The 24,171-nt window shown below is 45.2% G+C and carries 25 protein-coding genes; 9 read left to right on the top strand and 16 right to left on the bottom strand.

What is annotated here, in order from left to right; genetic code table 11:
- Positions 1–55: 55 nt before the first annotated feature.
- Together C8N47_RS09420 and C8N47_RS19115 are read left to right on the top strand one after the other, a co-directional pair.
- Positions 56–307, top strand: coding sequence for a type II toxin-antitoxin system Phd/YefM family antitoxin (locus tag C8N47_RS09420; RefSeq protein WP_107822300.1), 252 nt, complete (start codon positions 56–58; stop codon positions 305–307).
- A 2-nt stretch (positions 308–309) separates the two neighbouring features.
- Entirely contained in the window at positions 310–429 is a 120-nt protein-coding gene (locus tag C8N47_RS19115) for a type II toxin-antitoxin system YoeB family toxin (RefSeq protein ID WP_107822299.1), read from the top strand.
- On the opposite strand, the gene C8N47_RS09410 is transcribed toward C8N47_RS19115, so the two are convergent.
- A complete protein-coding gene (locus C8N47_RS09410; RefSeq protein ID WP_107822298.1) occupies positions 379–867 on the bottom strand; it encodes a RagB/SusD family nutrient uptake outer membrane protein in 489 nt (162 codons plus the stop codon). The genes C8N47_RS19115 and C8N47_RS09410 overlap by 51 nt on opposite strands.
- Before the next feature lie 79 nt (positions 868–946).
- On the opposite strand from C8N47_RS09410, the gene C8N47_RS09405 reads away from it, so the two are divergent.
- Together C8N47_RS09405 and C8N47_RS09400 are read left to right on the top strand one after the other, a co-directional pair.
- The gene (locus C8N47_RS09405) at positions 947–3,286 is read left to right on the top strand and encodes a glycoside hydrolase family 3 N-terminal domain-containing protein (protein ID WP_107822297.1); all 2,340 of its coding nucleotides are present in this window, start codon (positions 947–949) and stop codon (positions 3,284–3,286) included.
- Positions 3,287–3,629: 343 nt separating this feature from the next.
- Positions 3,630–4,550, top strand: coding sequence for an AraC family transcriptional regulator (locus C8N47_RS09400; protein WP_107822296.1), 921 nt, complete (start codon positions 3,630–3,632; stop codon positions 4,548–4,550).
- Positions 4,551–4,862: 312 nt separating this feature from the next.
- Here the strand turns inward: C8N47_RS09400 and C8N47_RS19110 are convergent, their stop codons facing one another.
- Positions 4,863–4,985: a transposase gene (locus tag C8N47_RS19110; RefSeq protein ID WP_425436627.1), complete on the bottom strand. Its 123-nt coding sequence runs from the start codon at positions 4,983–4,985 to the stop codon at positions 4,863–4,865.
- Positions 4,960–5,196: a HipA N-terminal domain-containing protein gene (locus tag C8N47_RS09390; RefSeq protein WP_107822295.1), complete on the bottom strand. Its 237-nt coding sequence runs from the start codon at positions 5,194–5,196 to the stop codon at positions 4,960–4,962. Before C8N47_RS09390 ends, C8N47_RS19110 begins: the two co-directional genes overlap by 26 nt.
- A gap of 235 nt (positions 5,197–5,431) precedes the next feature.
- On the opposite strand from C8N47_RS09390, the gene C8N47_RS09385 reads away from it, so the two are divergent.
- The gene (locus C8N47_RS09385; RefSeq protein ID WP_107822294.1) at positions 5,432–5,680 is read left to right on the top strand and encodes a type II toxin-antitoxin system Phd/YefM family antitoxin; all 249 of its coding nucleotides are present in this window, start codon (positions 5,432–5,434) and stop codon (positions 5,678–5,680) included.
- Complete coding sequence (locus C8N47_RS09380; RefSeq protein ID WP_107822293.1) at positions 5,680–5,916, top strand: Txe/YoeB family addiction module toxin; 237 nt, start codon at positions 5,680–5,682, stop codon at positions 5,914–5,916. The genes C8N47_RS09385 and C8N47_RS09380 overlap by 1 nt, the downstream gene beginning before the upstream one ends.
- Positions 5,917–6,156: 240 nt before the next feature.
- On the opposite strand, the gene dnaK is transcribed toward C8N47_RS09380, so the two are convergent.
- Positions 6,157–8,067 (bottom strand): molecular chaperone DnaK, encoded by a 1,911-nt coding sequence (dnaK, locus tag C8N47_RS09375; protein WP_107822292.1) that lies wholly within the window; start codon positions 8,065–8,067, stop codon positions 6,157–6,159.
- A gap of 426 nt (positions 8,068–8,493) precedes the next feature.
- On the opposite strand from dnaK, the gene panB reads away from it, so the two are divergent.
- Positions 8,494–9,309 (top strand): 3-methyl-2-oxobutanoate hydroxymethyltransferase, encoded by an 816-nt coding sequence (gene panB, locus C8N47_RS09370; RefSeq protein ID WP_107822291.1) that lies wholly within the window; start codon positions 8,494–8,496, stop codon positions 9,307–9,309.
- A gap of 79 nt (positions 9,310–9,388) precedes the next feature.
- Entirely contained in the window at positions 9,389–10,081 is a 693-nt protein-coding gene (locus C8N47_RS09365) for an RluA family pseudouridine synthase (protein WP_107822290.1), read from the top strand.
- Positions 10,082–10,422: 341 nt separating this feature from the next.
- Here the strand turns inward: C8N47_RS09365 and C8N47_RS09360 are convergent, their stop codons facing one another.
- Positions 10,423–10,914, bottom strand: coding sequence for a cytidine deaminase (locus tag C8N47_RS09360; RefSeq protein ID WP_107822289.1), 492 nt, complete (start codon positions 10,912–10,914; stop codon positions 10,423–10,425).
- A gap of 92 nt (positions 10,915–11,006) precedes the next feature.
- Between C8N47_RS09360 and C8N47_RS09355 the strand changes: the two genes are divergently transcribed.
- Positions 11,007–11,954 carry a glucosaminidase domain-containing protein gene (locus C8N47_RS09355; RefSeq protein WP_107822411.1) on the top strand — a complete coding sequence of 316 codons (948 nt, stop codon included), beginning with the start codon at positions 11,007–11,009 and terminating at the stop codon, positions 11,952–11,954.
- A 780-nt stretch (positions 11,955–12,734) separates the two neighbouring features.
- Here C8N47_RS09355 and fmt read toward each other — a convergent pair.
- From fmt to C8N47_RS09295, 11 genes are all read right to left on the bottom strand, one after another.
- Positions 12,735–13,697, bottom strand: a complete 963-nt coding sequence (fmt, locus tag C8N47_RS09350) for a methionyl-tRNA formyltransferase (RefSeq protein ID WP_107822288.1) — start codon at positions 13,695–13,697, stop codon at positions 12,735–12,737.
- Between the two features lie 233 nt (positions 13,698–13,930).
- Entirely contained in the window at positions 13,931–14,647 is a 717-nt protein-coding gene (locus C8N47_RS09345; RefSeq protein WP_107822287.1) for a LytR/AlgR family response regulator transcription factor, read from the bottom strand.
- Between the two features lie 9 nt (positions 14,648–14,656).
- Entirely contained in the window at positions 14,657–15,709 is a 1,053-nt protein-coding gene (locus C8N47_RS09340; protein ID WP_170111351.1) for a sensor histidine kinase, read from the bottom strand.
- Positions 15,710–15,807: 98 nt separating this feature from the next.
- Complete coding sequence (locus tag C8N47_RS09335) at positions 15,808–16,479, bottom strand: ferric reductase-like transmembrane domain-containing protein (protein WP_107822285.1); 672 nt, start codon at positions 16,477–16,479, stop codon at positions 15,808–15,810.
- Positions 16,480–16,502: 23 nt separating this feature from the next.
- A complete protein-coding gene (locus tag C8N47_RS09330) occupies positions 16,503–17,723 on the bottom strand; it encodes an ABC transporter permease (protein WP_107822284.1) in 1,221 nt (406 codons plus the stop codon).
- A 12-nt stretch (positions 17,724–17,735) separates the two neighbouring features.
- Entirely contained in the window at positions 17,736–18,485 is a 750-nt protein-coding gene (locus tag C8N47_RS09325) for an ABC transporter ATP-binding protein (protein ID WP_107822283.1), read from the bottom strand.
- Between the two features lie 10 nt (positions 18,486–18,495).
- Entirely contained in the window at positions 18,496–19,716 is a 1,221-nt protein-coding gene (locus C8N47_RS09320) for an efflux RND transporter periplasmic adaptor subunit (protein WP_107822282.1), read from the bottom strand.
- Between the two features lie 10 nt (positions 19,717–19,726).
- Positions 19,727–21,070, bottom strand: a complete 1,344-nt coding sequence (locus C8N47_RS09315; protein WP_107822281.1) for a TolC family protein — start codon at positions 21,068–21,070, stop codon at positions 19,727–19,729.
- Between the two features lie 255 nt (positions 21,071–21,325).
- On the bottom strand, positions 21,326–21,829 hold the full coding sequence (locus tag C8N47_RS09305) for an FMN-binding protein (protein ID WP_107822279.1): 504 nt from the start codon (positions 21,827–21,829) through the stop codon (positions 21,326–21,328).
- Between the two features lies 1 nt (position 21,830).
- Positions 21,831–22,991 (bottom strand): hypothetical protein, encoded by a 1,161-nt coding sequence (locus tag C8N47_RS09300; protein ID WP_107822410.1) that lies wholly within the window; start codon positions 22,989–22,991, stop codon positions 21,831–21,833.
- Between the two features lie 385 nt (positions 22,992–23,376).
- A complete protein-coding gene (locus tag C8N47_RS09295; protein WP_107822278.1) occupies positions 23,377–24,024 on the bottom strand; it encodes an HAD family hydrolase in 648 nt (215 codons plus the stop codon).
- Between the last annotated feature and the right edge of the window lie 147 nt (positions 24,025–24,171).

Genomic DNA, 24,171 nt, shown 5'->3' with positions numbered 1-24,171 from the left:
TTTAAAAAGGTGCTGGATAAGTACGTATATTTATACTTAATAAAGATCGCAAAGTATGAAAGCAGTATATTATTCAGAATTGAGACAAAATCTAAAAGCCAACCTGGACGCTGTTGCCGAGGATGAGTTGCTGATTGTTCATCGCCCGAAAGGAAAAAGCATTGTCATGATGTCTTTGGAAGAGTTTAACGCTTTGCAGGAAACATTCCACTTGAATAAAAGCAAAAGCAACCGCGAACGCCTTGAAAGCTCCATTGAGAACATTAACAAAAAGGCGAACTTGCTCAACAACCCACTCATTGAATAATAATGGATATTTTCTGGGACAAATTTGCCCGGGAGGATTATTTACATTGGATAAATACTGATAATAAGGCTCTAAAGAAAATCAATTATCTGATTAAAGAATGCCAATGCACTCCATTTTGAAGTGTAGTTTTGATAGCCCAATTGCTTGGCATTTTTAATTGTTGACTCCAACAAACCCCAGCGACGTAAATCGTAGAAATGCAATCCTTCGCGCGCAAATTCCAGGTTTCGCTGACGACGGATCTCCTGCATCATTTCATCCTCGGAATATTGTATCATTTCAGAAAGCTTGTCAGTCAACAAAGCCCGGTTTCGGACACGATGCACCTGCGGCGCAGCTTTCGCCACCTGTCCGGTCCTAGTGTAGGCTTCAGCCAACATCAGCAATACATCGGCATAACGGCTGTTCACATAAACATATATCATGCAAACACCCCTAGGCGAGGAGGAAGATAACAGCAGCGCCACGCCAAAATATTTTAACTGCCGAAAAATCTCAACTATTTTACAAATTACAATTTCAACATAACACCACGTCATTGTTTCAACAAAAACCATTTTCTTATCATTTCAAACTTTCATGTACATAGTAAGCTGAATAATTTTGCGTAAGAAATACAAAGTACCAATTTTAGATATGAAGAAGTGTATTATGGGATTGATGTTAGCTACTTTCAGCTTGGTGGCTCATGCACAAAACATTCCGCAACTTGGACAAGCAACAATTGCTGAAGTTGTAAAAGCGATGACTTTGGAAGAAAAAGTCCATCTCCTGATAGGAACCGGCATGGATGGAATAATTAATGACCAGCCTGTCATTGGTGAAACCAAAAACATAGTTCCCGGTGCAGCGGGTACAACCTATGCCATTCCTCGTTTGGGAATACCGGCAGTCGTGTTGGCTGATGGTCCTGCCGGAGTTAGAATTTCTCCAAAGCGCGAGAATGATACTGCTACTTATTATTGTACACATTTCCCTATTGCTACATCGCTGGCTTCCACATGGAATACAGAGCTTGTACAATCAGTAGGCCAAGCGATAGGAAATGAGGCTTTGGAATATGGTGTGGACATATTGCTTGCCCCGGCTTTGAATATACAAAGATACCCGTTGTGCGGAAGGAATTTTGAGTATTATTCGGAGGATCCGGTCGTTTCGGGCAATATGGCAACTGCCTATGTGAAGGGGGTGCAGAACAACGGTGTAGGTGTATCTGTCAAACATTTTGCAGCAAACAATCAGGAAAGTAATCGTACTGGCAATGATGCACGCGTGTCACAACGTGCCTTAAGAGAAATTTATCTGAAAGGTTTTGAAACAGTGATAAAGAATGCGGCCCCGTGGACAGTTATGACATCTTACAACCTTCTGAATGGCATTTATACATCTGAGAATGGTGAGTTGCTTACGGATCTGCTTCGTCAAGAATGGGGTTTCAAAGGACTGGTTATGTCTGATTGGTTTGGAGGAAAGAATGCTGTTCGGCAAATGCAGGCAGGCAATGATATGTTGCAACCAGGAACGGAAAAGCAATACAATGATATTATAAGTGCTGTAAAAAAAGGAGAGCTGGATGAAAAAATCATAGACCGTAATGTCAGTAACGTGTTAGGAATGATTGTTCGTACACCGCATTTCAAAAAATATGCTTATTCTAATCACCCTGATCTGAAATCTCATGCAGATATTGCACGACAGGCAGGACAAGAAGGCATGGTATTGTTGGAAAACAGAAATAATACGCTTCCACTATCACAGACGTCTGTTCATAAAATAGCACTACTTGGCTCCGCATCTTACAGTCTGACTCCCGGAGGAAGCGGTTCCGGTGATGTGCACAGCGCATATATGGTTTCTCTGGCTGAAGGATTGAAGAATGCCGGATATGAAATTGATGCAGAAACAGAACAATTATATGGAAAACATATAGAAGAACTGGATGAGAAATATCAAGACAGTTTGAAACAGATTAAGAAATTAATGTTCATGTCGCAACCTGCACCATCGGAAATAACGATGTCACAAGAAATTCTTAACCGGCTTTCTAATGAAACAGATATTGCTATTCTCACCGTAGGCCGCAAGTCAGGAGAAGGAAAAGATTGTATTCCGTCGGATTTCAATTTGAGTGTGGACGAAAGGCAACTGATTGAAAATACGTGCCGTACCTTTCATGCGGCAAACAAAAAAGTCCTTGTTTTACTCAATGTGGGAAATGTAATCGAAACCGCATCATGGAAAGATTTGCCAGATGCAATATTGCTGGCATGGGAATGTGGGCAAGAGATGGGCAATAGTATCGTGGATGTCTTAAGTGGCAAAGTTTCGCCATCGGGGAAATTAACAATGACCTTTCCCGTAAAACTTGAAGACATTCCATCCACTACAAATTTTCCAATGGGTGAACATCAAATTGACAACCCAACGGATGATTCTTCCGGCTTTGGCAAAAACTGGGACTATACGGATTATGAAGAGGACATTTACGTAGGCTATCGCTACTTCGACACTTTTAAGAAGGATGTTTCTTATCCTTTTGGTTATGGATTATCTTATACAACGTTTACCTACTCATCCCCCCGCATAGTCGATAATGGTAGGAATTACAATGTCAGTATAAATGTGACAAATATCGGTGATAAAGCAGGAAAGGAGATTGTGCAACTCTATGTATCTTCCCCTTTGAATCCGGCTTATGAAAAACCCCAAAGGGAACTTAAAGCTTTTTCCAAAACCCGAATGCTACAACCGGGAGAGACTGAAGCAATCTCGATGATTATTCCACACGAAGCATTAGCCTCATTTAATCAGGATATCAGTGCATGGCAAACTGACAAGGGAATATACTCTTTCCTGTTTGGTAGTTCGTCACGAGATATCCGACTCACTAAAGAACTCCGTATCGGCAAACAGAATACAGTACCTGTCGGTAACATTTTAAGACCAAAGACACAAATTTCTGTCTTTTCCAAATAAGACATGACATAATCAAAATATCGATTTGAGTAAAAAATATCACAAATAAAAATCGCAGTTCGCTAGGCACATACAATGATGTTGCCGATTGGAAATATACAGAACTTCCCCATATATTTGCATCCGGTAAGAATGTGTATTGTACTTTGGTTGACACGGAAGACGAACTAGAGGATGTTCTCGACGCTGTTATGAACAACGATTGTGCCGGTTTCATTGAATTGAAACTGGCCCCTCTCGATGCCCCGCAGAGCATCAAGGCACTCGGCTAGGCCACCCGCCAACTGGATTATGGAACATTTGCGTCGTAAATTGAATAAGAAAACCGGTAATAGTAATCCTTATGCAAGAACAGAGAATTCATGACATAGAAGAAGTGCTTCAATACCTACAGCAATCGGACAAATTCGGCTCGGGTATCTCATGTTTCGCCCTCGACTACGACCAGATGAAAAGAACCCCTATGCTGCCCTGCTACACCAAGTCGGACCAGTATATTTACATTCTTTCGGGTGCGGCGGAAGCCGTAATCAATTTTAAATCTTATAAAGTTAAGGAGGGGGACCTTTTGATGCTGTCTATTGCTCACTTGTTCCACATGTGCAAGTTCAGTAAGGAGTTCAAAGCGGTATATCTGTTTGTATCCAGAGAATTTCAAAAAGAGATTGCTTCGACAGACCGAATCATGAGAAGTACCATTTCCATACAAAGACAGATCAGTCCCGTAGTATCAGTACCAGTGGAGCTGAGGGATTCTTTATCAGGTAGCCTCTGGCATATCAACCGAAAAATCCGTGATACGGGGCATTCTCTTCAGAAGGCCGCCATACAGAACGCCCTTGTGGGATTTTTTATAGAAACAGCCAATCTGATAGAAAAGGTATCACCATTCGATCATGAGAACGACCGCATACATCGCAATGATGTTATCTTCAAGTCTTTCGTTGAATCGGCAATTACTCATTTCAAAAAAGAACACTGGACCCCGTTTTATGCTGAAAGGCTGAACATAACACCGCAGTATCTCACCTCTATCGTGAAAAAACTGAGCGGGGAAACTGTTGTGCAGTTTATCGGAGATTTACTGTATAGCGAGGCGAAATTGCAACTGAACAATCCGGACAAAAGCATTCTGCAAATAGCATCTGACCTCTATTTCTCGGACGCTTCTGCATTTGTGAAGTTCTTTAAGAAAAAATCTGGCATTACACCGAAGGACTATCGTAACCGGGCATCTTTTCAAAGTATGGCGTTCAATATTTGAATGTCCCCCCCATAGAATAGTTTCTGTCATCGAGTTTTGTAAGACATAGGATTGAAAAGTCGCAAATGAAGACTTCTCAATCCTATGTTTTTAGGTACATATTCAACAAATGCCATTTTTATATTACACAAAATTTCATATCCCCGGAAAAACAGCTGAACTTTGCATCGTATTCAAAAAATAAACGATGTATGAAGAAGAAATTATTAACCTCAGTTCGATTTTAAAATAGAGCAATTTGTTCAGTTTTGATCACCTCGTATTTTATTGCTGGTTTTTGGAAAAAAAAGCAATAAGCAATTAACCCTGAGATTAGGTTTGTAATGAAGTTTTCGAACGACCTGTGCGGGAATACTCAATCGAACAAATATTTTTCAGTTCATCGTTAATGGTTTCAATTACCGATCGTTTACGGAGCAAGATCTTGTCTTTCATTTCCATCAGCACGTTTTTCATATTGTTTCGGATATGGGTAAAGATTTTTTGAATGATATTCTTTATTCGATTTTGGCAAAGTGAGGCTTATCGAAGGTTTGCCATCATCTACCATCCATGCATCACTATACCGGAAAACAAATGCTCCCTCGTCGAGTTGAGTCAGAACTCCCACTTCCATATCCTTATAAAATACCTTAGCTTGTCTCATTTGTCAGAAGTAACTGCTAACTTATTAGCATTCGCACGAAATAATCTTGTTTTCTTTCGGAGATAGACGATATGCAAGGCTACTACCGGCTAGAGCGGGAAAGCTTCTCTGAATTCTTTTTTCCAATTGTTATAAGGAAAACAACCATCTAACTAAAATAGATTGAAAAGATAAAAAGCTTGTGAATGCGCAAACAAGTACGTATATCTTCTGTACCTAATACAGATCGCAAAGTATGAAAGCAGTATATTATTCAGAATTGAGACAAAATCTAAAAGCCAACCTGGACGCTGTTGCCGAGGATGAGTTGCTGATTGTTCATCGCCCGAAAGGAAAAAGCATTGTCATGATGTCTTTGGAAGAGTTTAACGCTTTGCAGGAAACATTCCACTTGAATAAAAGCAACCGCGAACGCCTTGAAAGCTCCATTGAGAACATTAACAAAAAGGCGAACTTGCTCAACAACCCACTTATTGAACAATAATGGATATTTTCTGGGACAAATTTGCCCGGGAGGATTATTTACATTGGATAAATACTGATAATAAGGCTCTAAAGAAAATCAATTATCTGATTAAAGAATGCCAACGCACTCCATTTGAAGGAACCGGTATACCGGAAGCTCTAAAACTAAATCTATCTGGCTTTTGGTCTCGCCGTATTACCGGTGAGCATCGGCTTGTATATAAGGTTAAAAATGATGTTTGGTACATCGCTTAGTGCCGTTATCATTACTAACTTATTTATCCTCTGACGGTGATTACGCGATGGTCCGCAAATGAAGTTTATTAAATTTAACCTTTCTCTATTCTTGGAATTGAATTCCTGTAATTTCTATAAATTCGACTGTCATGCTCGTCTCAAAATCAAGCATCTCGACTCCAGTCAAGAACAAAAAAAACCGCAGTAAGACGAATCCTACTGCGGCTGTTATAATTGTTTATTCCGATTTATCGTACCTTACTTGACTTCTTCAAAGTCAACATCGGTTACTTCACCGTCCTGGGCCGATTGCTGGCTTCCTGCCTGAGCACCGGCATCAGGTCCCGGTTGGGCACCGCCTTGTGCTTGTTGGGCATTGTACATTTCCTGAGAAGCAGCCTGGAACACTTGATTCAACTCAGCAGTTGCAGCGTCGATAGCTGCTACATCCTGCGCTTTGTGGGCTTCTTTCAGCTTGTTCAATGCAGCTTCGATCGGCGCTTTTTTGTCGGCCGGCAATTTATCGCCAAACTCGTTCATTTGCTTTTCAGTTTGGAAGATCAAACTGTCAGCCTGATTCAGCTTGTCTATTTTTTCGCGTGCTGCTTTGTCAGCATCGGCATTGGCAGCTGCCTCATCGCGCATACGTTTAATTTCATCGTCACTCAAACCGGAAGAAGCTTCGATACGGATTGATTGTGATTTACCGGTAGCTTTATCTTTCGCACTTACATGCAAAATACCGTTAGCATCAATATCGAAAGTCACTTCAATTTGAGGAACTCCACGTTGTGCGGGTGGAATACCGTCGAGGTGGAAACGGCCAATTGTTTTGTTACCGTTGGCCATCGGGCGTTCACCTTGCAGAACGTGAATTTCTACTGAAGGCTGGTTATCGGCAGCAGTGGTAAAAGTTTCCGATTTTTTAGTCGGAATGGTTGTGTTGGCTTCAATCAACTTAGTCATTACACCACCCATGGTTTCAATACCCAATGACAGCGGAGTAACATCCAACAACAACACGTCTTTTACTTCACCGGTCAACACACCACCTTGGATTGCAGCACCTACGGCCACTACTTCGTCGGGGTTAACACCTTTTGAAGGCGCTTTGCCGAAGAACTGTTGTACTTTTTCCTGGATTGCAGGAATACGGGTTGAACCACCAACCAAAATTACCTCGTCGATATCGGAAGCCGACAATCCGGCATTTTGCAAGGCTTTACGGCAAGGCTCAATTGTTGCGTTGATCAAGCTGTCAGCCAACTGCTCGAATTTGGCACGACTCAATGTTTTCACCAAGTGTTTTGGAATACCATTCACCGGCATAATATAAGGCAAGTTGATCTCTGTTGATGTTGAGCTCGACAACTCGATTTTTGCTTTCTCGGCAGCTTCTTTCAAACGTTGCAAAGCCATCGGATCTTTGCGCAAATCGATGCCTTCCTCGTTTTGGAACTCTTGTGCCAACCAGTCAATAATCACCTGGTCGAAGTCGTCACCACCAAGGTGTGTATCACCATCGGTTGATTTTACTTCGAATACACCGTCGCCCAACTCCAGAATGGAGATATCGAACGTACCGCCACCTAAGTCGAATACAGCAACTTTCATGTCGCGATCCATCTTATCCAAACCATAAGCCAACGATGCTGCCGTAGGTTCGTTAATAATCCGGCGAACTGTCAAACCGGCAATTTCACCAGCTTCTTTGGTTGCCTGACGTTGCGCATCGTTAAAGTAAGCAGGAACGGTAATTACGGCTTCTGTCACTTCTTGTCCCAGGTAATCTTCAGCTGTTTTCTTCATTTTTTGAAGAACCATGGCTGAAATCTCTTGCGGTGAATATTTCCGATCGTCAATTTGTACACGAGGTGTATTATTATCACCCTGCACAACAGTATAAGGTACACGCGAAATTTCTTTGCTAACCTGAGAGAAGCCTTCACCCATAAACCGTTTGATTGAATAAACCGTTTTATGCGGGTTTGTGATGGCCTGACGTTTTGCCGGATCACCAATCTTGCGTTCTCCACCTTCAACGAAAGCGACGATTGACGGAGTAGTCCGTTTTCCTTCGCTGTTAGGAATTACAACCGGCTCGTTTCCTTCCATTACGGAAACACATGAGTTCGTTGTTCCTAAATCGATTCCAATAATTTTTCCCATTTTATCTATAGTTTTAAAATTTTACTTTCCAATTCATGTTCGAATTCGATCAGCTTTCATCAATCACCGTGCCAGTCGCAGAAGGTCCCGATCGAATGAAAAATTGGCATAATCGTCAAATAAAACGTCGGGATGGCTGACAGACTTGGTGACAAAACGACATAACATCCAGTTACTGGTTACCTGTTGCTGGTTACTGGTTACTGGTTGTAGACCGGAACTTGGAATTTAGATTTTGAAATTTGGACTTTGGAACTCGAAGCTCTAGCCTTGAAGCTCAAAACTTCTCGCCCGGAGAAGGTTCCGATTAGTGTCTCTGTTAACTTTTGCCTTTTGACTTCCTACTTTTGACTTTTGACTCTCCCTGTTCTCCGTACATTCAATAAAAGTTACTTACTTTGCATGTTGTATTAATTTTATTGTGAGATGTCAGTACATAAAGAAGTAAAAAGGGTTACCACGCACGTTTTGTCAGAGATGAAACTGAAGGGTGAAAAAATTTCCATGTTGACCAGCTACGACTATAGCATGGCCAAATTGGTCGATCAGGCGGGAGTCGATGTAATTCTGGTCGGTGATTCGGCCTCGAATGTGATGGCGGGAAACGAGACAACCCTGCCCATGACCTTGGATCAGATGATCTATCACGGCGTGTCGGTTCGCAAAGCTGTAAACCGGGCCTTGGTAGTTGTCGATCTGCCCTTTGGCACCTACCAGGGCGATAGCAAAGAAGCCTTAAAATCAGCCATCCGCATTATGAAAGAAACCGCCGCCGATGCGATTAAACTGGAAGGTGGAGCGGAAATCATTGAATCAATTGATCGCATCCTCTCGGCTGGCATTCCGGTGATGGGACACCTCGGACTGATGCCGCAATCCATCAACCGCTACGGCACCTATTCGGTGCGGGCCAAGGAGGAAGAGGAAGCTCAAAAACTAATTGCCGATGCCAAATTATTGGAAGAAGCCGGCTGTTTCTCGGTTGTGCTTGAAAAAATCCCGGCCAAACTGGGTAAACAGGTTGCCGAAATGTTACGCATCCCGGTAATCGGTATTGGTGCCGGTAACGGGGTCGACGGACAAGTATTGGTTATTCACGACATGCTGGGTATTACCCAGGAATTTTCACCTCGCTTCCTGCGTCGTTATGCCAACCTGGCCGAAGATATTAAAGGAGCCGTATCGCACTATATAACCGATGTTAAATCGAGGGATTTCCCCAACGAACGTGAACAATACTAATCCAGTTCCAGGTTCTGAGCTTCAAGTTTTATGTTGCGAAGCTTGGAATTTGAAACCTGGGATTTGAAATTTTCAACCAATGCAAGTAATCTACGAAGATAACCACCTGATTGCGGTCAATAAAGCCTGTGGCGAAATTGTGCAGGGTGACAAAACCGGCGACGAGCCTTTAATTGATAAGGTAAAAGCTTACATTAAAAAGAAATACAATAAGCCCGGCGATGTTTACCTGGGCTCTCCACACCGGCTCGACCGGCCGACAAGCGGGATCGTACTTTTTGCCCGAACCAGCAAAGCACTAACCCGACTAAATGAGATGTTTCAGGACAAAACAGCCATCAAAAAAACTTACTGGGCTGTTGTTGACCTGCTGCCCGAAGAAATGGAAGGCACACTGGAACACTACCTGTGGAAAGACGAGGGCAAGAATAAAAGTTTTGCATCAGTCAAAAAAAAGAAAGGAGCCAAACTTTGTTCGTTGAGCTACGTGCATAAAGCAAGTTTGAATCGTTATCACTTACTGGAAGTTAACCTGGAGACAGGTCGCCATCACCAAATTCGCGCGCAGTTACTAACCATTGGCTGTCATATTAAAGGGGACCTGAAATATGGCGCCGAACGAAGCAACCCGAATGGAGGCATTCACTTGCACGCCCGAAAGCTGGAGTTCATTCACCCGGTGCGTAAAGAACCCATGACCCTGATTGCAAAGCCTCCCAAAGGCGATCCGATTTGGGACGAACTCATTCTGATTAAAGATTTAAAAGATTAATTCGTGCTACAAACTCCGTCGGGCAATTGGCGGAGTTTTTTCATTGCCCAAACCGCCATACCAGCAAGAGATCCAATTATTTTTCAGCCTGAGCTTTACGCGAAACGCTGAAATTACAATGGTCTATCAGTATGACTTTGATTTCTGCGGAACGACAACCCGACAACCAAAACAACAATGTACAGACGCACGATCGTGCGTCTCTAACATATTTCTGCGGAACGACAACCCGACAACAAGGACAACCCGATAACCAAGACAACTGGCCCCCCCAACTTTCCTCTCGATCCGCAATTCGCGGAAATCCTCTCTGTTTTTTAGCAGTCCCCACTGCCGCAGCCCTATTTGAACCCATTCAACGAATTGCCGTTAAAACTAAGCGGCAACAGGCATTCCACATTGTTCAGCACATCAATCTTATTACGGCTATCCAAAATAATGCGAATGGGCTGCCCGTAGCGGTGCTGACTTTCCAGCATGGCCTGCCTGCAAATGCCACAAGGACTCAGATTCGCAGCATGCTCCCCGTTTTGGTCAATGGCTGAAATGGCCATACACACCACAGCCTGTTCCGGATAATTGGCGTTGGCCCAAAACAAAGCCGAGCGCTCGGCACAGATCCCCACCGGTGTGGCGGCATTTTCCTGATTACTGCCCCGAACAATGGTGCCATCGGCCAGGCGAAGTGCTGCCCCTACCCGGTAGTGCGAGTAAGGAGCATAAGCGGTAGCAGCACTTTCGCGTGCGGCCAGTACTAATTCACGATCGTTTGTTATTAACTCATCGGCATTTTTGTACTCGGTTACCAATATTTTGATTTCTTTTGTTTGCATTGTCAGAAAGCTTTATACCAAAAATACAGCTTAAAATTGTATTCGCGCAAAAAGCAAGCTGTGAAACATTTATTTTACTGAAAACAAAAACTATGCTCAAGAAAACAGGTTTACTGATCTTATTTTGTTCGCTGGCAATGGCAAGTATCGCTCAACGGGTACTTTCACGCGACGAATACATCCAGAAATACCGAAAACTGGCCATTCACGAAATGCAACGCGCCGGGATTCCGGCTAGTATCACACTCGCGCAGGGCTGCCTGGAGTCGGGCAACGGAAATAGCGAGCTAAGTCGTAAATCCAACAACCATTTCGGAATTAAGTGCAAACGCAATTGGACCGGCAAACGCGTTTATCACGACGACGATATGCGCAATGAGTGTTTCCGTCACTACAACTCGGTTGAAGATTCGTACATCGACCACAGCGACTTTCTGGTGGCCAACCCCCGCTATGCCGCACTCTTTCAGCTCGACATTACCGACTATAAAGGCTGGGCCCGCGGATTGAAAAAAGCCGGCTACGCAACAGCCTCGCACTACGCCGAGTCGCTGATCAAAATTATTGAAGAGTATAAGCTTTACGAATACGACCAGCTGCTTACCGGCGATGAGCTGGACATGATTACGACCAACAACAACCACCAGCAACAATCGACCAAAAACCTGATTAACCCGTACCAAACACGGAAGGTTGTTTTCCGCAACGGACTGAAATCGATCGTTGTAAAAGCCGGCGACAGCCCGCAAAGCATCGTTGACGAGTTTAACATGAACCTTTGGGAACTGTACAAATACAACGATCTGCCCGACGATCACCGCTTACAGGTAAACGAAATCCTGTACATCGTTCCGAAACGCAACAAAGCGCTTCGCAACTTCAAAACGCATGTCTTCCAGTCCGACGAAACCATGCACTACGTATCGCAAAAATATGGTGTCCGTCTCAAGAAACTGTACCGTTTAAACCGAATGCGCCTGGGTGAACGCCCCGTAGCCGGAACGGTTCTCTATTTGCGCGACAAGGCACCGCGAAAATAAATCGGCGAAACGCGACGATAGCTTTTCGTCTAGCCCATTCATACCTTCCCGGATTCACAAACAAGGATGAAAGTCGGGGATTTTCGGGCATACTGTTGTCGGGGTGTCATTCCCAAAAGCATTAACCTGCAAGAATGACGTTCGATCAATGAGAAAAAGTGGAAACCCGGTTGGCCTATTTTTATCCAGGCCGGAATCAAACGAAAAGCTTCCTGCAATCCCGGAGGGATGCTATTTGGGTAGCTGAACGACGACAGGGGGAAATTCCGTCCCGTACGGGACGGGAGAATCTTCTTATCATCTTTTATACTACCCAAGTTGAATGGCTAAAGCCATTACTGAAAAATGAAAACCCGTCCGGTAGGACAAGGTTCCTTTTTGATCAAAAAAAAGGAATAGAAAAAGCAGTCGGGTTGGAGCAAGTCCCACCAACAAAAGTTTGCGACAGGATGAGTCTTTGCTCTAGGCTCAAGCTGAACCGCTATTCAAGGCATCCCCGATGCAGTTGGAACCCCTGCCTACCGCAGCAGGCACATCACCCGAAGGGACTTTCAAAAAAAACCTACATGATTCCCGGGAATCACCAACAGGAATGAAAGTGTAGTAGTTTTCGACGATGCTGTTGTCGTTGTTTTTAAAAGTTATCGGGTTGTCGGTCTACATCGTATCGAAACCAGTTATTGATATTGCGCCTCAGCACCTCTGCGGAGTAAGACTTTCAAAAAAAAATGCTGATGTCTCATCAAGATCATCAGCATTTTTTTTGACCGTATTCGGCTTTTACGGCAACTTAAAAGTCTCCGGTTCGTGCACTCCGCGCAAAAAATCAGCAGTTGACATCCGCTTTTTGCCCGACAATTGCAAGTCGCTGATCACCAACCAGCCATCTTTAGCGGCAATCTTAAAGCTGTTCTTGCCATCGGTTTCCAACGTTCCGGGAGCAAGGCCTTCATTGGGCTCAATTTCAGCCTTAAATATCTTCAGGCTCATCAACTTTCCTTTGCCATCCACCAGCTCTGTCCAGGCTGCCGGGTAGGGCGACAGTCCACGAATCAGATTACGCACTTCTTCGGCGGGTTTTTCCCAGTCAATCTTGCAATCTTCCTTAAAGATTTTGGGCGCCGGTTTCAAATTTCCGGCCTGTATTTCGTCCTGCTCAACAGTCGTATAACGACCTTCACCCAAGGCATCAACGGTTTTCACCACCAACCGGGCACCAATGTCCATCAGCCGATCGTGAATATCGCCCACATTATCGTTGTCACCAATGGTAATTTTTTCCCGGAAAAGAATCGCACCGGTGTCAATCTCGTGCGACAACAGGAAGGTTGTCACCCCTGTTTCCTTCTCTCCATTAATCACGGCCCAGTTCAAAGGGGCAGCACCTCTGTATTGTGGCAACAGCGATCCGTGCAGGTTGAAGGTCCCTAAACGAGGCATGCGCCACACCACTTCGGGCAGCATCCGGAAAGCCACCACAACCTGAAGATCTGCCTTCAATGCTTCGAGCGCTGCAATAAACTCCGGGTTCTTCAATTTCTCGGGCTGCAACACCTTCAGGTTTTGGGCAACGGCATATTGTTTCACAGCCGATTGTTGCAACTGACGGCCACGTCCTGCCGGCTTGTCGGGTGCCGTAATTACACCAACAATGTTGTAACCGCCCTCAACCAGCGCTTTCAAACTGGCCACCGCAAAATCGGGCGTTCCCATAAATACAATCCGTAAATCTTTTCCGGTCATAATCTCTTTTGAATAGTTTGATACAAAGATAAGGAACAGACCAGATTTACCATTGACGGATTGACTATTTACCAACCGTTATTCGAAAATCGGATAAAATACAAGGGGAAATAAATTCCAAATTTGAAATACCATCTTCCAAAATCCAAATTCCAAAAAAGTTTGCCTGGAGACATTGAAAGCTAGCATCTTCTTTTGGGGATTTGAAGTTTCTCAGTTTGGAACTTGAAACTTTACAAGAAATTGCGGTTCAGAAAATCCTGGAATTTCTCTTTATACTGGTCGCTAACGGGGATGTAGTTTTTCCCGAAAACAATGCGACTGCGCTCAATCACTTCAATTTTATTGAGGTTGACAATATACGAGCGATGCACCCGCATAAACTGATCGACAGGCAATTTTTCCTCCATCGCTTTCATGGAACTGAGCGATAAAATGGGCTTCTCTTCATGTGCCAGAAAAACCTTCACATAGTCCTTCAGCCCTTCTACATAAAGAATATCGTTGAAGTTGATGCGGCGGATTTTGTATTCCGACTTCAGGAACAAAAACTGGTTATTGGCCTCCAGCGTTGTGGCAGCACTACCCTCCAGATCGATTTGCTTTTTGGCCTTGTTCACGGCAACCAAAAATTCCTGATAACTGTAGGGCTTCAACAAATAATCGATGGCACTCAGCTTGAAGCCCTCCAAAGCATACTTTTCGTAAGCAGTGGTAAAAATCAACTTGGCCTTGCTGCTTTGCACACGCGCAAATTCAATCCCGCTCAGGTCGGGCATCTGGATGTCGAGTACAATCAGGTCAACTTCATTTTCCGACAAAAAATCCATGGCATCCATGGGGTTATCAAAAGAACCCGCCAACTCCAGAAAGGGCGTTTTCTCAACATAGGCAGCCAAAAGTTTTAGCGCCAGTGGCTCATCGTCGATCGTTATTGTGCGAATTTTCATCGTTTTGTTTTATTGCAGGTTAATTTCGAGCTTCACCCTAAAAGTATCGTTTGTGCGGCTGATCCGCAACTCGTGTTTACCGGGATACAACAGGGTCAGACGTTTTTTGACATTCTCCAGGCCGATGCCCGAGTGTCGGCCTTCGCCCTCGGTACTGGTTTTACCGATGCTGTTGCGGGTTTCGAACCGAATTGTTTCCTGATCGACATCCATGCCGATTTCAATAAACGAATGCTCCCGGTAGCTAATTCCATGCTTAAACGCATTTTCGATAAATGCAATAAAAAGCAGCGGCGCAATGCTGATCTCCGGAACCGAATCGGGCAGCGAAATTTTCAGATCAACCTTCGAACTGATCCGCAATTTCATCAAATCAATATAATTGTTCATGAAACTGATTTCTTCCTGCAAGCTCGAATTCCCCTCCTCCGAATCGTATAACAGATAGCGCATCAGCTTCGATAGCTTTAGTACAGCTTCCTGTGCCTCATCGGTATCAATTCCAATCAACGTGTAAATATTATTGAGGGTGTTGAAAAAGAAGTGTGGACTCACTTGGCTCTTCAAAAAGGCCAATTCGGAGTTCAGCTTCTCCTTCTCCAGTTCCTTTTGCCTCTTTTCATTTTGTTTCAACTTATCTAAAACCCCAAGCCCCATTGCAAAACCGGACAACAACACCGACGAAACACTATGGTTAAAAATGCCAAACACTTTTCGCGGAATATGTTGGTCTTTATCAACCTCTTCGGCAATCCTTTTCATATCGTCGAACCAAAACTGTTCGATGAATGACGAAATGTAGTAGGTGCCAATAATGATGGCAACAAGAATAACAAAATAGGTAATTTGTCTTTCTTTCAGATAAAACGAAGGCACCAGCCACAGATACCCCAAATAGAAAATTAAAGCAGCCGTCGCCGTGTGCAAATAAAAACCGTACACCCGGTGTAGGTTTCCATCACCAAAAGCATTGTCGATATACAATGGAATAATAACAACAATAACCCAGGCTATGGAGTGCAGTAGCCATTTAATCCATTTATCGTGTATTGAAAAAGCCATAAACATTTGGTTGATTTTTATCAAATATAGTGATTCGCCCGGAAACAAAAGCGGCAAACAAGATATGGGGGAATACGCCAGGTATTCCCCTTTTCGTTTTAAGCACGAGCAATCGACACGGCTTTTCCAGAGCGCCATTCCCGGATCTTGCTTCTTACAAAATTCAGGCGAAGCACAAATCCCACAAGCAAAATCAGGAGGTAGGGAGCCCATGTCGTATGTTTCAACAACACCAGATGACCGATCGTCAACAGGGCAGCAAGGTATGCCGTTTTGTGCATTTTCTTCCACTTCTTCCGCATAAAACGCATCGATTTACGATTTGACGTGATCGCCAGAGCAGCCATGATGATTGCCGCAATGAACCCCATTACAAAACCAAACTCCTGAAAGGTCTCAATCCAGTTGCGATCGATACAAAAGAACAACAGGTGCAAAGCCGTATACAGAAATGTAATTATACCGGCAGCTTGTCGAACATACAAGCGCGACTTTATTCCGGTGAGAATTGCAATCGGCGTAAGGCTTAAAATCACCATCAGCCAACGAACGGCCCACTCTCCTGTTTCGCGCACCGCAATGTGTGCTCCGGAAACGATACGGGCAGCTTCGCCTTGGCGATGACCGGGTATAGACAGGCTTCCCATGGAGATCCAGGAATCAGCCGAGGACGAAAAATCCAACTGAATCATCGAGAGTATGTTGACTAATGGAATGATTCCCAGAATTACAACGACAACCCAATTCCGATTCTTTTTAATCCAGTTCATTTCTGTTTATTTTATTGACTTATTTATTCGTAACGTAAGGCGTCAATCGGATTCAGACTTGCTGCTTTCCGCGCCGGGTACCAACCAAAGAATACGCCGATGACGGTACAGACCAAAAAGGCAAATACAACCGACATGGGAACAATTACCGTTGGCCAGTTCATGAATGCCGACACGGCCGATGAAGCCCCCAGTCCCAGCAGAATGCCAACTAATCCGCCGGTGACACTCAACAAAATGGACTCAACCAGAAACTGCATCATAATGTCGTTGCCGCGGCCTCCAACCGACAGACGAAGCCCAATTTCTTTTGTGCGTTCGGTAACCGACACATACATAATGTTCATGATACCGATACCACCAACCAACAGCGATATACCGGCAATGGCTCCCAGCAGCATGGTCATCATGTCGCTGATCGATGAGAACATCTGCACCATCTCGGCCTGTGAGCGAACGTTGAAGTCATCGTCATCGGTCGCTTTTAGCTTGTGCGTACGTCGCAAGGTTTCGGTTATTTGCTCAATGGCCTGGTCGTTTAGTTCCTCCGAGGCGGCCGATGCGAAAATACTTTGGATGTGCGTAATGGCCAACATGCGTTTTTGCACGGTTGTGTACGGCGCCAGAATCAAGTCGTCCTGATCCTGTCCCATGCCGTTTTCGCCTTTTTCGGCCAACACCCCGATAATTTTCAGGGGAATGGTACCAACGCGCACCGACTGGCCAATGGGGTTTTCGCCATTGGGAAACAAGTTCTCAACAATGGTCTGCCCCACCAAACATACCTTGGCGTAGGTCTTCACCTCCCGATCCGAAAAATTACGCCCGGTTTCAACCGAATATTTCCGGATATCGAGATACTCATTATCAACCCCATACACACTTGTTGGCCAGTTATTGTTACCCACAACCGCCTGGCTCGACGAACTAACCTGAGGCGACACCGCCGTTACGGCCGGACATCGTTCCCGGATTGCGTCGACATCCGACAGCTCCAGCGATTGCATATCACTGGCACTCTGCCGCACACCGCCACGCATATCGGCACCGGGCATAATAAAAATCATATTGGTTCCCATGGACGACATCTCATCCTGGATACTTTTCTTCGATCCCTGGCCGATGGCCAACATGGCAATCACCGAGGCCACCCCGATAATAATCCCCAGCATGGTCAGAAAAGCCCGGAACTTATTTCGGCGAAGTGCGTTGATCGCTATTTTTAGGGTATTTGTGTAATTCATCTTGTCCTTGTTTTAAATAACATCCTGGTCAACCGGCAACTCAGCCAACAGTTGCTTGGCATTGAAACGGTCCTTCACCCATTCTTCTTTCACAATTCGCCCGTCTTTAAAAACCACATTGCGTTTCATAAACCGGGCAATATCACTTTCGTGAGTCACAAAGATGATGGTCTTTCCCTGATCATTCAGATCCTGAAAAAGCGACATAATCTCGTAGGAGGTTCGCGTGTCCAGGTTCCCGGTTGCTTCGTCGGCCAGGATTACCCGCGGATCGTTAACCAGTGAGCGGGCAATGGCAACACGCTGCTGCTGCCCCCCCGACATTTGGTTGGGCATGTGGTGCATCCGGTCGGCCAGACCAACTGCCTCGAGGGCTGCCTCGGCCCGCTCGCGCCGTTCTTTGGCCCGCACCCGTCCGTTGTAGTAAAGTGGCATCTCTACATTTTCCAGCGCTGTTGTCCGCGGAAGCAGATTGTACGACTGAAAAACAAAGCCCAGCTTTTCGTTGCGTAATCCGGCCAGGGCGTTCTTATTCATATCGCCCATACTAATCCCGTCGAGCTGATAAATCCCGCCGGTGGGCTTATCCAAACAGCCCAAAATATTCAACATGGTCGATTTCCCGGAACCACTGGTTCCCATAATGGCTACAAACTCGCCTTCTTCAATTTCCAGATCGATGCCTTTCAGTGCGTGAACAGTTATTTCGCCCACGTGAAAATCTTTTTTCAACCCGTTAACTTGTATGATTTTATTTGCCATAACGACCTCCTTAGTTATTGTTTTTTTGCTTTTTGTTTCCTCCCGGAGGAGTTGGCATAAACGGACTTCTTGCCGCTTCTTCTTTCGCTTCTTTTTTGCTGATCGCACTCATTGAAACAACGACTTCAGTACCTTCATTGGGACCGGAAAGCAATTCGTAGTTGATTTCATCTGTCTCTCCCACGGTCACTTCCTGTGCGTAAATCTTATTGCCCTCTTTCACCCAAACAACTTTTTTTGCGACCGATTGCTCGCCGGGAGCCGGCAGGTCAAGCTGCACCTCGGGATGCGCTTCCTGGTACTGAGCCATCACCTGCATATCCGGATTGAACTCAACCGCCAGATTGGGGACAGTCACAATATTTTTCTTCTCGGTAACATAAAATGAAGCGTTGGCTGTCATTCCCGGCATCAGAATTTGATCGGGGTTCGGCGCATCAATCACAACGGTGTAGGTAACCACCGACTCGTCGTCGCTCGGGTTCAGGTGAATTTCCTTCACCGATCCTTCAAACACCTGGTCGGGAAAAGCATCAACGGTAAATTCAACACGCTGGTTCATTTTCACCTGACCGATATCGGCCTCATCCACATCGGCTTCAATTTCCATCTGGGTCAAGTCGTTGGCAATAGTGAACAAGGTTGGTGTTGAATAGCTCGCCGCTACGGTTTCACCTTCTTCCACATCCCGCTCCAGGACAATTCCATCGATCGGCGAATAAATATAAGCGTAGTCGAGATTGGTTTTGGCCGTTTTATACTGGGCCTCAGCCGAACTTAACGATGCCTTAGCCGACTCGTAATTGTATACCACCTGATCGAAATCGGTTTGAGCGATCAATTGACGGTCAATCAACTTTTGATAACGTTCGTAAGTAGCTTTCTGGTAATTGAACTCGGCTGTTGCCTTATCCAGCGAAGCCTTAGCCGAGCGCAGGCTCGACGACAGCGCCTCGGTATCCAAACGGGCAATCAGCTGCCCTTTGGTCACCAATGAATTGTAGTCGACAAAAATTTTGTCGATACGCCCCGAGACCTGTGTACCCACCTCAACGGTTTGGGTAGCCTCGATCGTTCCGGTAGCCGTTACGGTATTGCTAATGGTCGCGCGACCTATCTTTTCGGTTTTCAGCGTGACAGTTGTTGCAGAACTGCCCAACATTTTGAATTCCAGCAAGCCGATCAGGGCTACTGCTGCAACAATACTTGTGTATACTAATTTCTTCTTCATGACTGCGTTTTTATTTGGTCAAACTAATTGGAATTCCTTTGTAAAAGTCTACGATTTTGGTGCTGAACACCATGTTAAATTTGGCTTGTGTAAAGTCACTTTCCGAGGTTATCATACTTGTTTTCACCGTCAGGAAGTCAACCGAATTAAGCAAACCCTCGCGATATTTCTCGGCGGCAACTTCATACGACTCCCGGGCCGACTCCAGTTGTGTCTGACTGGCTTGGTACTGTGCCTGGGCGGTGGTCAGATCCAGGCAGGCTTGCTCAATATTCTTCCGCAATTCGTTTTGCGTGTCAACCTTGGTTAATTCAGCCTGGCTGGTAGCAATCTTAGCCTGTTTCACGCTAATTTTTCCTTGTTTATTCTGAAAGATGGGGATCGAAAGGCTCAAGCCTACCGTTGGCGTAAACTGGTTCTTCAGCTGTTCGCTGTAGTTGAAGCCCGACACATTGTCCGACCATCCGGTTGACAAGCCCGACGATAGCGACAAGCTTGGCAGCAAACTCGCTTTGGCAATTTTCTCGTTCAGCTTCTGACTTTCCAAATCAGCATCCGCTTGTTTAATCTGTGGCTTAAAACCCAATGCTTCCAGGTAGACCTCGTTGGCAATAGGGCTGTCCGGGTTTTCCAATAAGGCACTAAAATCGGGGCTTTCTATTTCAAATTGATCCGTCACCGGAAGCTCCATGAACTGCATCAAGCTCAACTTGGCCATCGACAGGGTACTTTTGGCGTTGGCTTCAGTCAACTGCTCGGTAGCCAACTCCGATTTAATCTGCAGATAGTCCGAGCGCGAGATAACGCCCACATCCAGCCGTTCCTGTGCCAGGCTCAACTCCTCCTGCGTTGCGGCAATCTGTTCCTGAGCATTGTTCAATTCTTCCTGCGCATAGAGAATTTGCAGGTAGGCATTCAGAATGTTCAGTTCCAGCGATTCTTTCACTGTTTCCGAATAATATTCACTGCTTTGTAAATTCAGTTCCGACTGCTTAATCTGATTCTTCAGCTTGAAACCGTTAAAGAGGGTCATTCCGGCATTCACGCCAAAATTGGTGGTGTTATTGCGGCTGCGATCGCCAAAGTTGTCCGACTCGGTGTAAACCTCTTTGGTCCAGCTGTAATTGGTACTGGCCGAACCGGTGAAACTCGGGAGAACATTCGCTTTGCTCTGCTCCAAATCGAGCTTGCTGCTTTCTGTCGTCAATTGAGATTGAACAACACTCACGTTCTTGCTCAGGGCATAATCGATGCAGTCGTCCAACGACCACTTCTGATCCGATGTTTGTGCCTGCGCGCCAAACAGGCTTCCCAGCCACAGGACACTCATCATTATTAATTGTTTCCGCTTCATGTTCCGAATACTTTTATATTGATTTGAAACCAAAAGTACCGGACACTATTATAAAGGGGAAAAGCAATCGAAGTTTGGGGCGATTTTGTCGACGTTTGGGGTGATTTTCAGAAAATGAAATTGCATAATTGGTGCTTCCATACAGTCGGCCACGATCCCGAACAGCACTAAACACGAGTAAAATGCAAAAAAAAGGCGAATCTTACCAAACATAACCGTCCAGCCAGATCCGCCCTTTTTTATCGACGAATACAATCAGAAATCTGTCCTTTGGATTAACTCCATTATTTCTGTCATGCGATGAGTAATTGAACTGGCCGAATAAGTCGCTCCGGAAATAGCCTGAATGTCATCGCCATATTTCAATGCTTCACCTTTATAGCCAACGAACTGCCCGAGCCATTTCTTCGAACCTATTTCGCCCCCATACTCGCTGACATAGTTTACCACACGAACAAGCCTGGTGGACTTATCCGGATTGGTCAATACCAAAAATGTGAACTCATCGTATCGCCCCATTCCATTGGCTAAAATAACCAAACCGCTATGCTCTCCTTTCACATAGAGCTTATAAGCCGCATTTATCTTTTCGGCTAATTCGGTATTTAAATCGCAGGCTTGAAGCTCGAACTCCGATTTATCAAGCTCCAGTTCCCGGGCGAGTAATTTCTGAATTTTGCCCGGATTTTGGGCATTCGAAACCGAATAGTCCAACAAAAGTCCGGCAACGAATAGCAATATGAATGCGTAGTTTTTCATGTTAGAATGCAATTCCGATTCCCAAATTCAACTGTTTTGTTTTTGTAGCTGATGCTTCGTTGCTCATCCATTGCAGATCGGCCTTAAGCACAGCCCCCGCCGTTAACCACCATCCAATACCGGCAGTGATGTCGGTTCGGTCGTAAGCCAGGTTCTTGGCTACCCCATCGGTTTTTTGATGCGTATTGTATTTTTCGTAACGCACAAAAGGCACTAATTTTTGATTTGAACTTTTAGCACTCAGCAAATCGTAGCCAGCCTCAACATAGTAACCCAACATGGCACTTCCCAGATCTTTTCCGGTAAATACGTTGTACTGCCCGGTGTTACTTACCGAGGCATAATACAGCTGCCCCTTCATAACCAAGCCTTTCACCGAATAAGAAGCATCCGCTCCAAGCATGCTGATTCCGACAACCGATGAATCAGCTTTTGCTTCTGCTGTCTGATCGTCTTTATCCAATCCATCATACAGCTCCGATTGCGTATCGCCAAAATATCCGCTCAATCCTAATTTTAAGCCGGGAACACCGTAGTAATCCACTTTCGCCGTGAGGTTTGGGCTCGACATGAACGACTCCGCCCCTTTTTGACGACCTGAGCGGAAACCATTACTTCCTTTAATGATTCCACCGCCATCGTAGCTTTTAAAACCATTTACCACATACAGTTGGTATTTCAGGTTTAGATCCTGCAGACGACCGGTAAAGCCAGCCCCCATTTCCCGCCAGGTAGTTGGCGCAATGTTACTGTCTACATTGGGACGCTCAACCCCGTTAAAGGTTGTTGGCTCGTGAATCTCGTTGATAATGCCCATGGGCACTAATAACAGACCACCTCTGAAGTTCAGCCAGTCGTTAATTTTATACTGCAGAAAAGCCTGCTCAATGTATACTTCTTTTACATGTTCGTACTCGATTTCGGTAATAAACTGCGTTCTTTCGTTAAAGCGATAGCCAAACATCAACACCATCCGGTGAACATCCAAATTGCCGTTCGAGCGGGTGTCGGATGAGAATTTCTGATTGTAGTCCATCTGCGCGTAACCACCAATCGTCAGTTTTTGGTCAGATCCCAACAACTTATCGGCTGTGTTTTGTGCAAAAACCCAGTTCATTCCGGCTATTAAAGCAACCATAGCCAACAATGCTTTCTTTTTCATTTTCATAGAGATTATAGTTTTGTACCTGCAAAGTTAGATTCGCCGGTAGTCGCTACAATCCCCAGTTTTGGCCATATTCCGACTACAAATCGATCGGATTGCACTTATAATCCCTACTTTTAGGGACGAGCCAATAACATTATGATATGCGCATAAAAACCACACTACGCTTACTGTACAAATAACAATAGATGAATAACAAGCGCTCAACAAATTAAACACAAATCGTGTTTAGATGAGCTGCAAAGGGGGAGTAAAATATTACGTTCAAAAAAAGTTATCCTGCGGGCTCAGGCCCAAAAGTCGGAGGCAATTTCAATCAGGTTGCCTTCGGGGTCGGCCACGAACAAACCAATCAGGTCGAATTTGATTTTCATGCCCTGTGCTATAAAAGATTCAGGATCTCAGCGGGCTCGTCCACCAGCTGTTGGGCACCGCCGGCCAACAAAGCATCGCGATCGCGGAAGCCCCAGGTTACGCCCAAGGCAAACATACCGGCATTCGTGGCCGTCAGCATATCGGTGTCGCTGTCGCCCACATAGAGGCAGTCTTCCGGCGTCGTCCCCATCTGCTGTGCCAACTCGATGGCAACTTGGGGATTGGGCTTTTTCAGCTCCTCGGTGGTCATGCCCTGCACACAGGCAAAGGGGTACGGTAAAAGGGCCTCCACCAACTTTTTAGTCAGTTCATCGGCCTTGTTCGAGAATACCGCCATGGGCACCTTTCGCCCGGCCAGCGCCTCCAGCATCGGCGCAATACCGGCATAAGGGAGCGATTTATTTTTGTAATTCTCCCGGTAAGCGGTCATCATCTCGGCAAAATAGCTGTTTATTTTACTTTCGCTGCGCTCCGCTTCCGGCAGCGCACGCTGCATTAGTGTGCGCAGGCCCGATCCCACGAAAGAGCGAACGGCCACACGATCGTGCGTCGGGAAATGATGGGCCTTCATCACCTCGTTCACCGCATCGGTTAAATCATCCAGAGTATCCAGCAAGGTACCGTCCAAATCGAAAATTACTGCTTTAAAACGCATGATCCTTCTTTTAGTATGGAACACAAAAATAACATTAATCAGCCCATCCTCCCAACAAATTGTCGCGTCGCAACTTTTTCGCGGATCGCCAAAATTAGCCCTACATTAAGCTTTTGAAAAAATTGGGAAACACAACAACTGGAACAA

The organism is Mangrovibacterium marinum, assembly GCF_003046625.1.
Lineage (GTDB): Bacteria > Bacteroidota > Bacteroidia > Bacteroidales > Prolixibacteraceae > Mangrovibacterium > Mangrovibacterium marinum.
The sequence above is the reverse complement of the archived record's forward strand: the minus strand, read 5'-3'. Positions and strand labels throughout refer to the sequence as shown.

Excerpts from the sequence above, each read along its gene's own strand:
- C8N47_RS09420 (WP_107822300.1), top strand. The coding sequence starts at position 56 with ATGAAAGCAGTATATTATTCAGAATTGAGACAAAATCTAAAAGCCAAC.
- C8N47_RS19115 (WP_107822299.1), top strand. The coding sequence starts at position 310 with ATGGATATTTTCTGGGACAAATTTGCCCGGGAGGATTATTTACATTGG.
- C8N47_RS09410 (WP_107822298.1), bottom strand. The coding sequence starts at position 867 with ATGGTTTTTGTTGAAACAATGACGTGGTGTTATGTTGAAATTGTAATT.
- C8N47_RS09405 (WP_107822297.1), top strand. The coding sequence starts at position 947 with ATGAAGAAGTGTATTATGGGATTGATGTTAGCTACTTTCAGCTTGGTG.
- C8N47_RS09400 (WP_107822296.1), top strand. The coding sequence starts at position 3,630 with ATGCAAGAACAGAGAATTCATGACATAGAAGAAGTGCTTCAATACCTA.
- C8N47_RS19110 (WP_425436627.1), bottom strand. The coding sequence starts at position 4,985 with ATGAAAGACAAGATCTTGCTCCGTAAACGATCGGTAATTGAAACCATT.
- C8N47_RS09390 (WP_107822295.1), bottom strand. The coding sequence starts at position 5,196 with ATGAGACAAGCTAAGGTATTTTATAAGGATATGGAAGTGGGAGTTCTG.
- C8N47_RS09385 (WP_107822294.1), top strand. The coding sequence starts at position 5,432 with ATGAAAGCAGTATATTATTCAGAATTGAGACAAAATCTAAAAGCCAAC.
- C8N47_RS09380 (WP_107822293.1), top strand. The coding sequence starts at position 5,680 with ATGGATATTTTCTGGGACAAATTTGCCCGGGAGGATTATTTACATTGG.
- dnaK (WP_107822292.1), bottom strand. The coding sequence starts at position 8,067 with ATGGGAAAAATTATTGGAATCGATTTAGGAACAACGAACTCATGTGTT.
- panB (WP_107822291.1), top strand. The coding sequence starts at position 8,494 with ATGTCAGTACATAAAGAAGTAAAAAGGGTTACCACGCACGTTTTGTCA.
- C8N47_RS09365 (WP_107822290.1), top strand. The coding sequence starts at position 9,389 with ATGCAAGTAATCTACGAAGATAACCACCTGATTGCGGTCAATAAAGCC.
- C8N47_RS09360 (WP_107822289.1), bottom strand. The coding sequence starts at position 10,914 with ATGCAAACAAAAGAAATCAAAATATTGGTAACCGAGTACAAAAATGCC.
- C8N47_RS09355 (WP_107822411.1), top strand. The coding sequence starts at position 11,007 with ATGCTCAAGAAAACAGGTTTACTGATCTTATTTTGTTCGCTGGCAATG.
- fmt (WP_107822288.1), bottom strand. The coding sequence starts at position 13,697 with ATGACCGGAAAAGATTTACGGATTGTATTTATGGGAACGCCCGATTTT.
- C8N47_RS09345 (WP_107822287.1), bottom strand. The coding sequence starts at position 14,647 with ATGAAAATTCGCACAATAACGATCGACGATGAGCCACTGGCGCTAAAA.
- C8N47_RS09340 (WP_170111351.1), bottom strand. The coding sequence starts at position 15,709 with ATGGCTTTTTCAATACACGATAAATGGATTAAATGGCTACTGCACTCC.
- C8N47_RS09335 (WP_107822285.1), bottom strand. The coding sequence starts at position 16,479 with ATGAACTGGATTAAAAAGAATCGGAATTGGGTTGTCGTTGTAATTCTG.
- C8N47_RS09330 (WP_107822284.1), bottom strand. The coding sequence starts at position 17,723 with ATGAATTACACAAATACCCTAAAAATAGCGATCAACGCACTTCGCCGA.
- C8N47_RS09325 (WP_107822283.1), bottom strand. The coding sequence starts at position 18,485 with ATGGCAAATAAAATCATACAAGTTAACGGGTTGAAAAAAGATTTTCAC.
- C8N47_RS09320 (WP_107822282.1), bottom strand. The coding sequence starts at position 19,716 with ATGAAGAAGAAATTAGTATACACAAGTATTGTTGCAGCAGTAGCCCTG.
- C8N47_RS09315 (WP_107822281.1), bottom strand. The coding sequence starts at position 21,070 with ATGAAGCGGAAACAATTAATAATGATGAGTGTCCTGTGGCTGGGAAGC.
- C8N47_RS09305 (WP_107822279.1), bottom strand. The coding sequence starts at position 21,829 with ATGAAAAACTACGCATTCATATTGCTATTCGTTGCCGGACTTTTGTTG.
- C8N47_RS09300 (WP_107822410.1), bottom strand. The coding sequence starts at position 22,991 with ATGAAAAAGAAAGCATTGTTGGCTATGGTTGCTTTAATAGCCGGAATG.
- C8N47_RS09295 (WP_107822278.1), bottom strand. The coding sequence starts at position 24,024 with ATGCGTTTTAAAGCAGTAATTTTCGATTTGGACGGTACCTTGCTGGAT.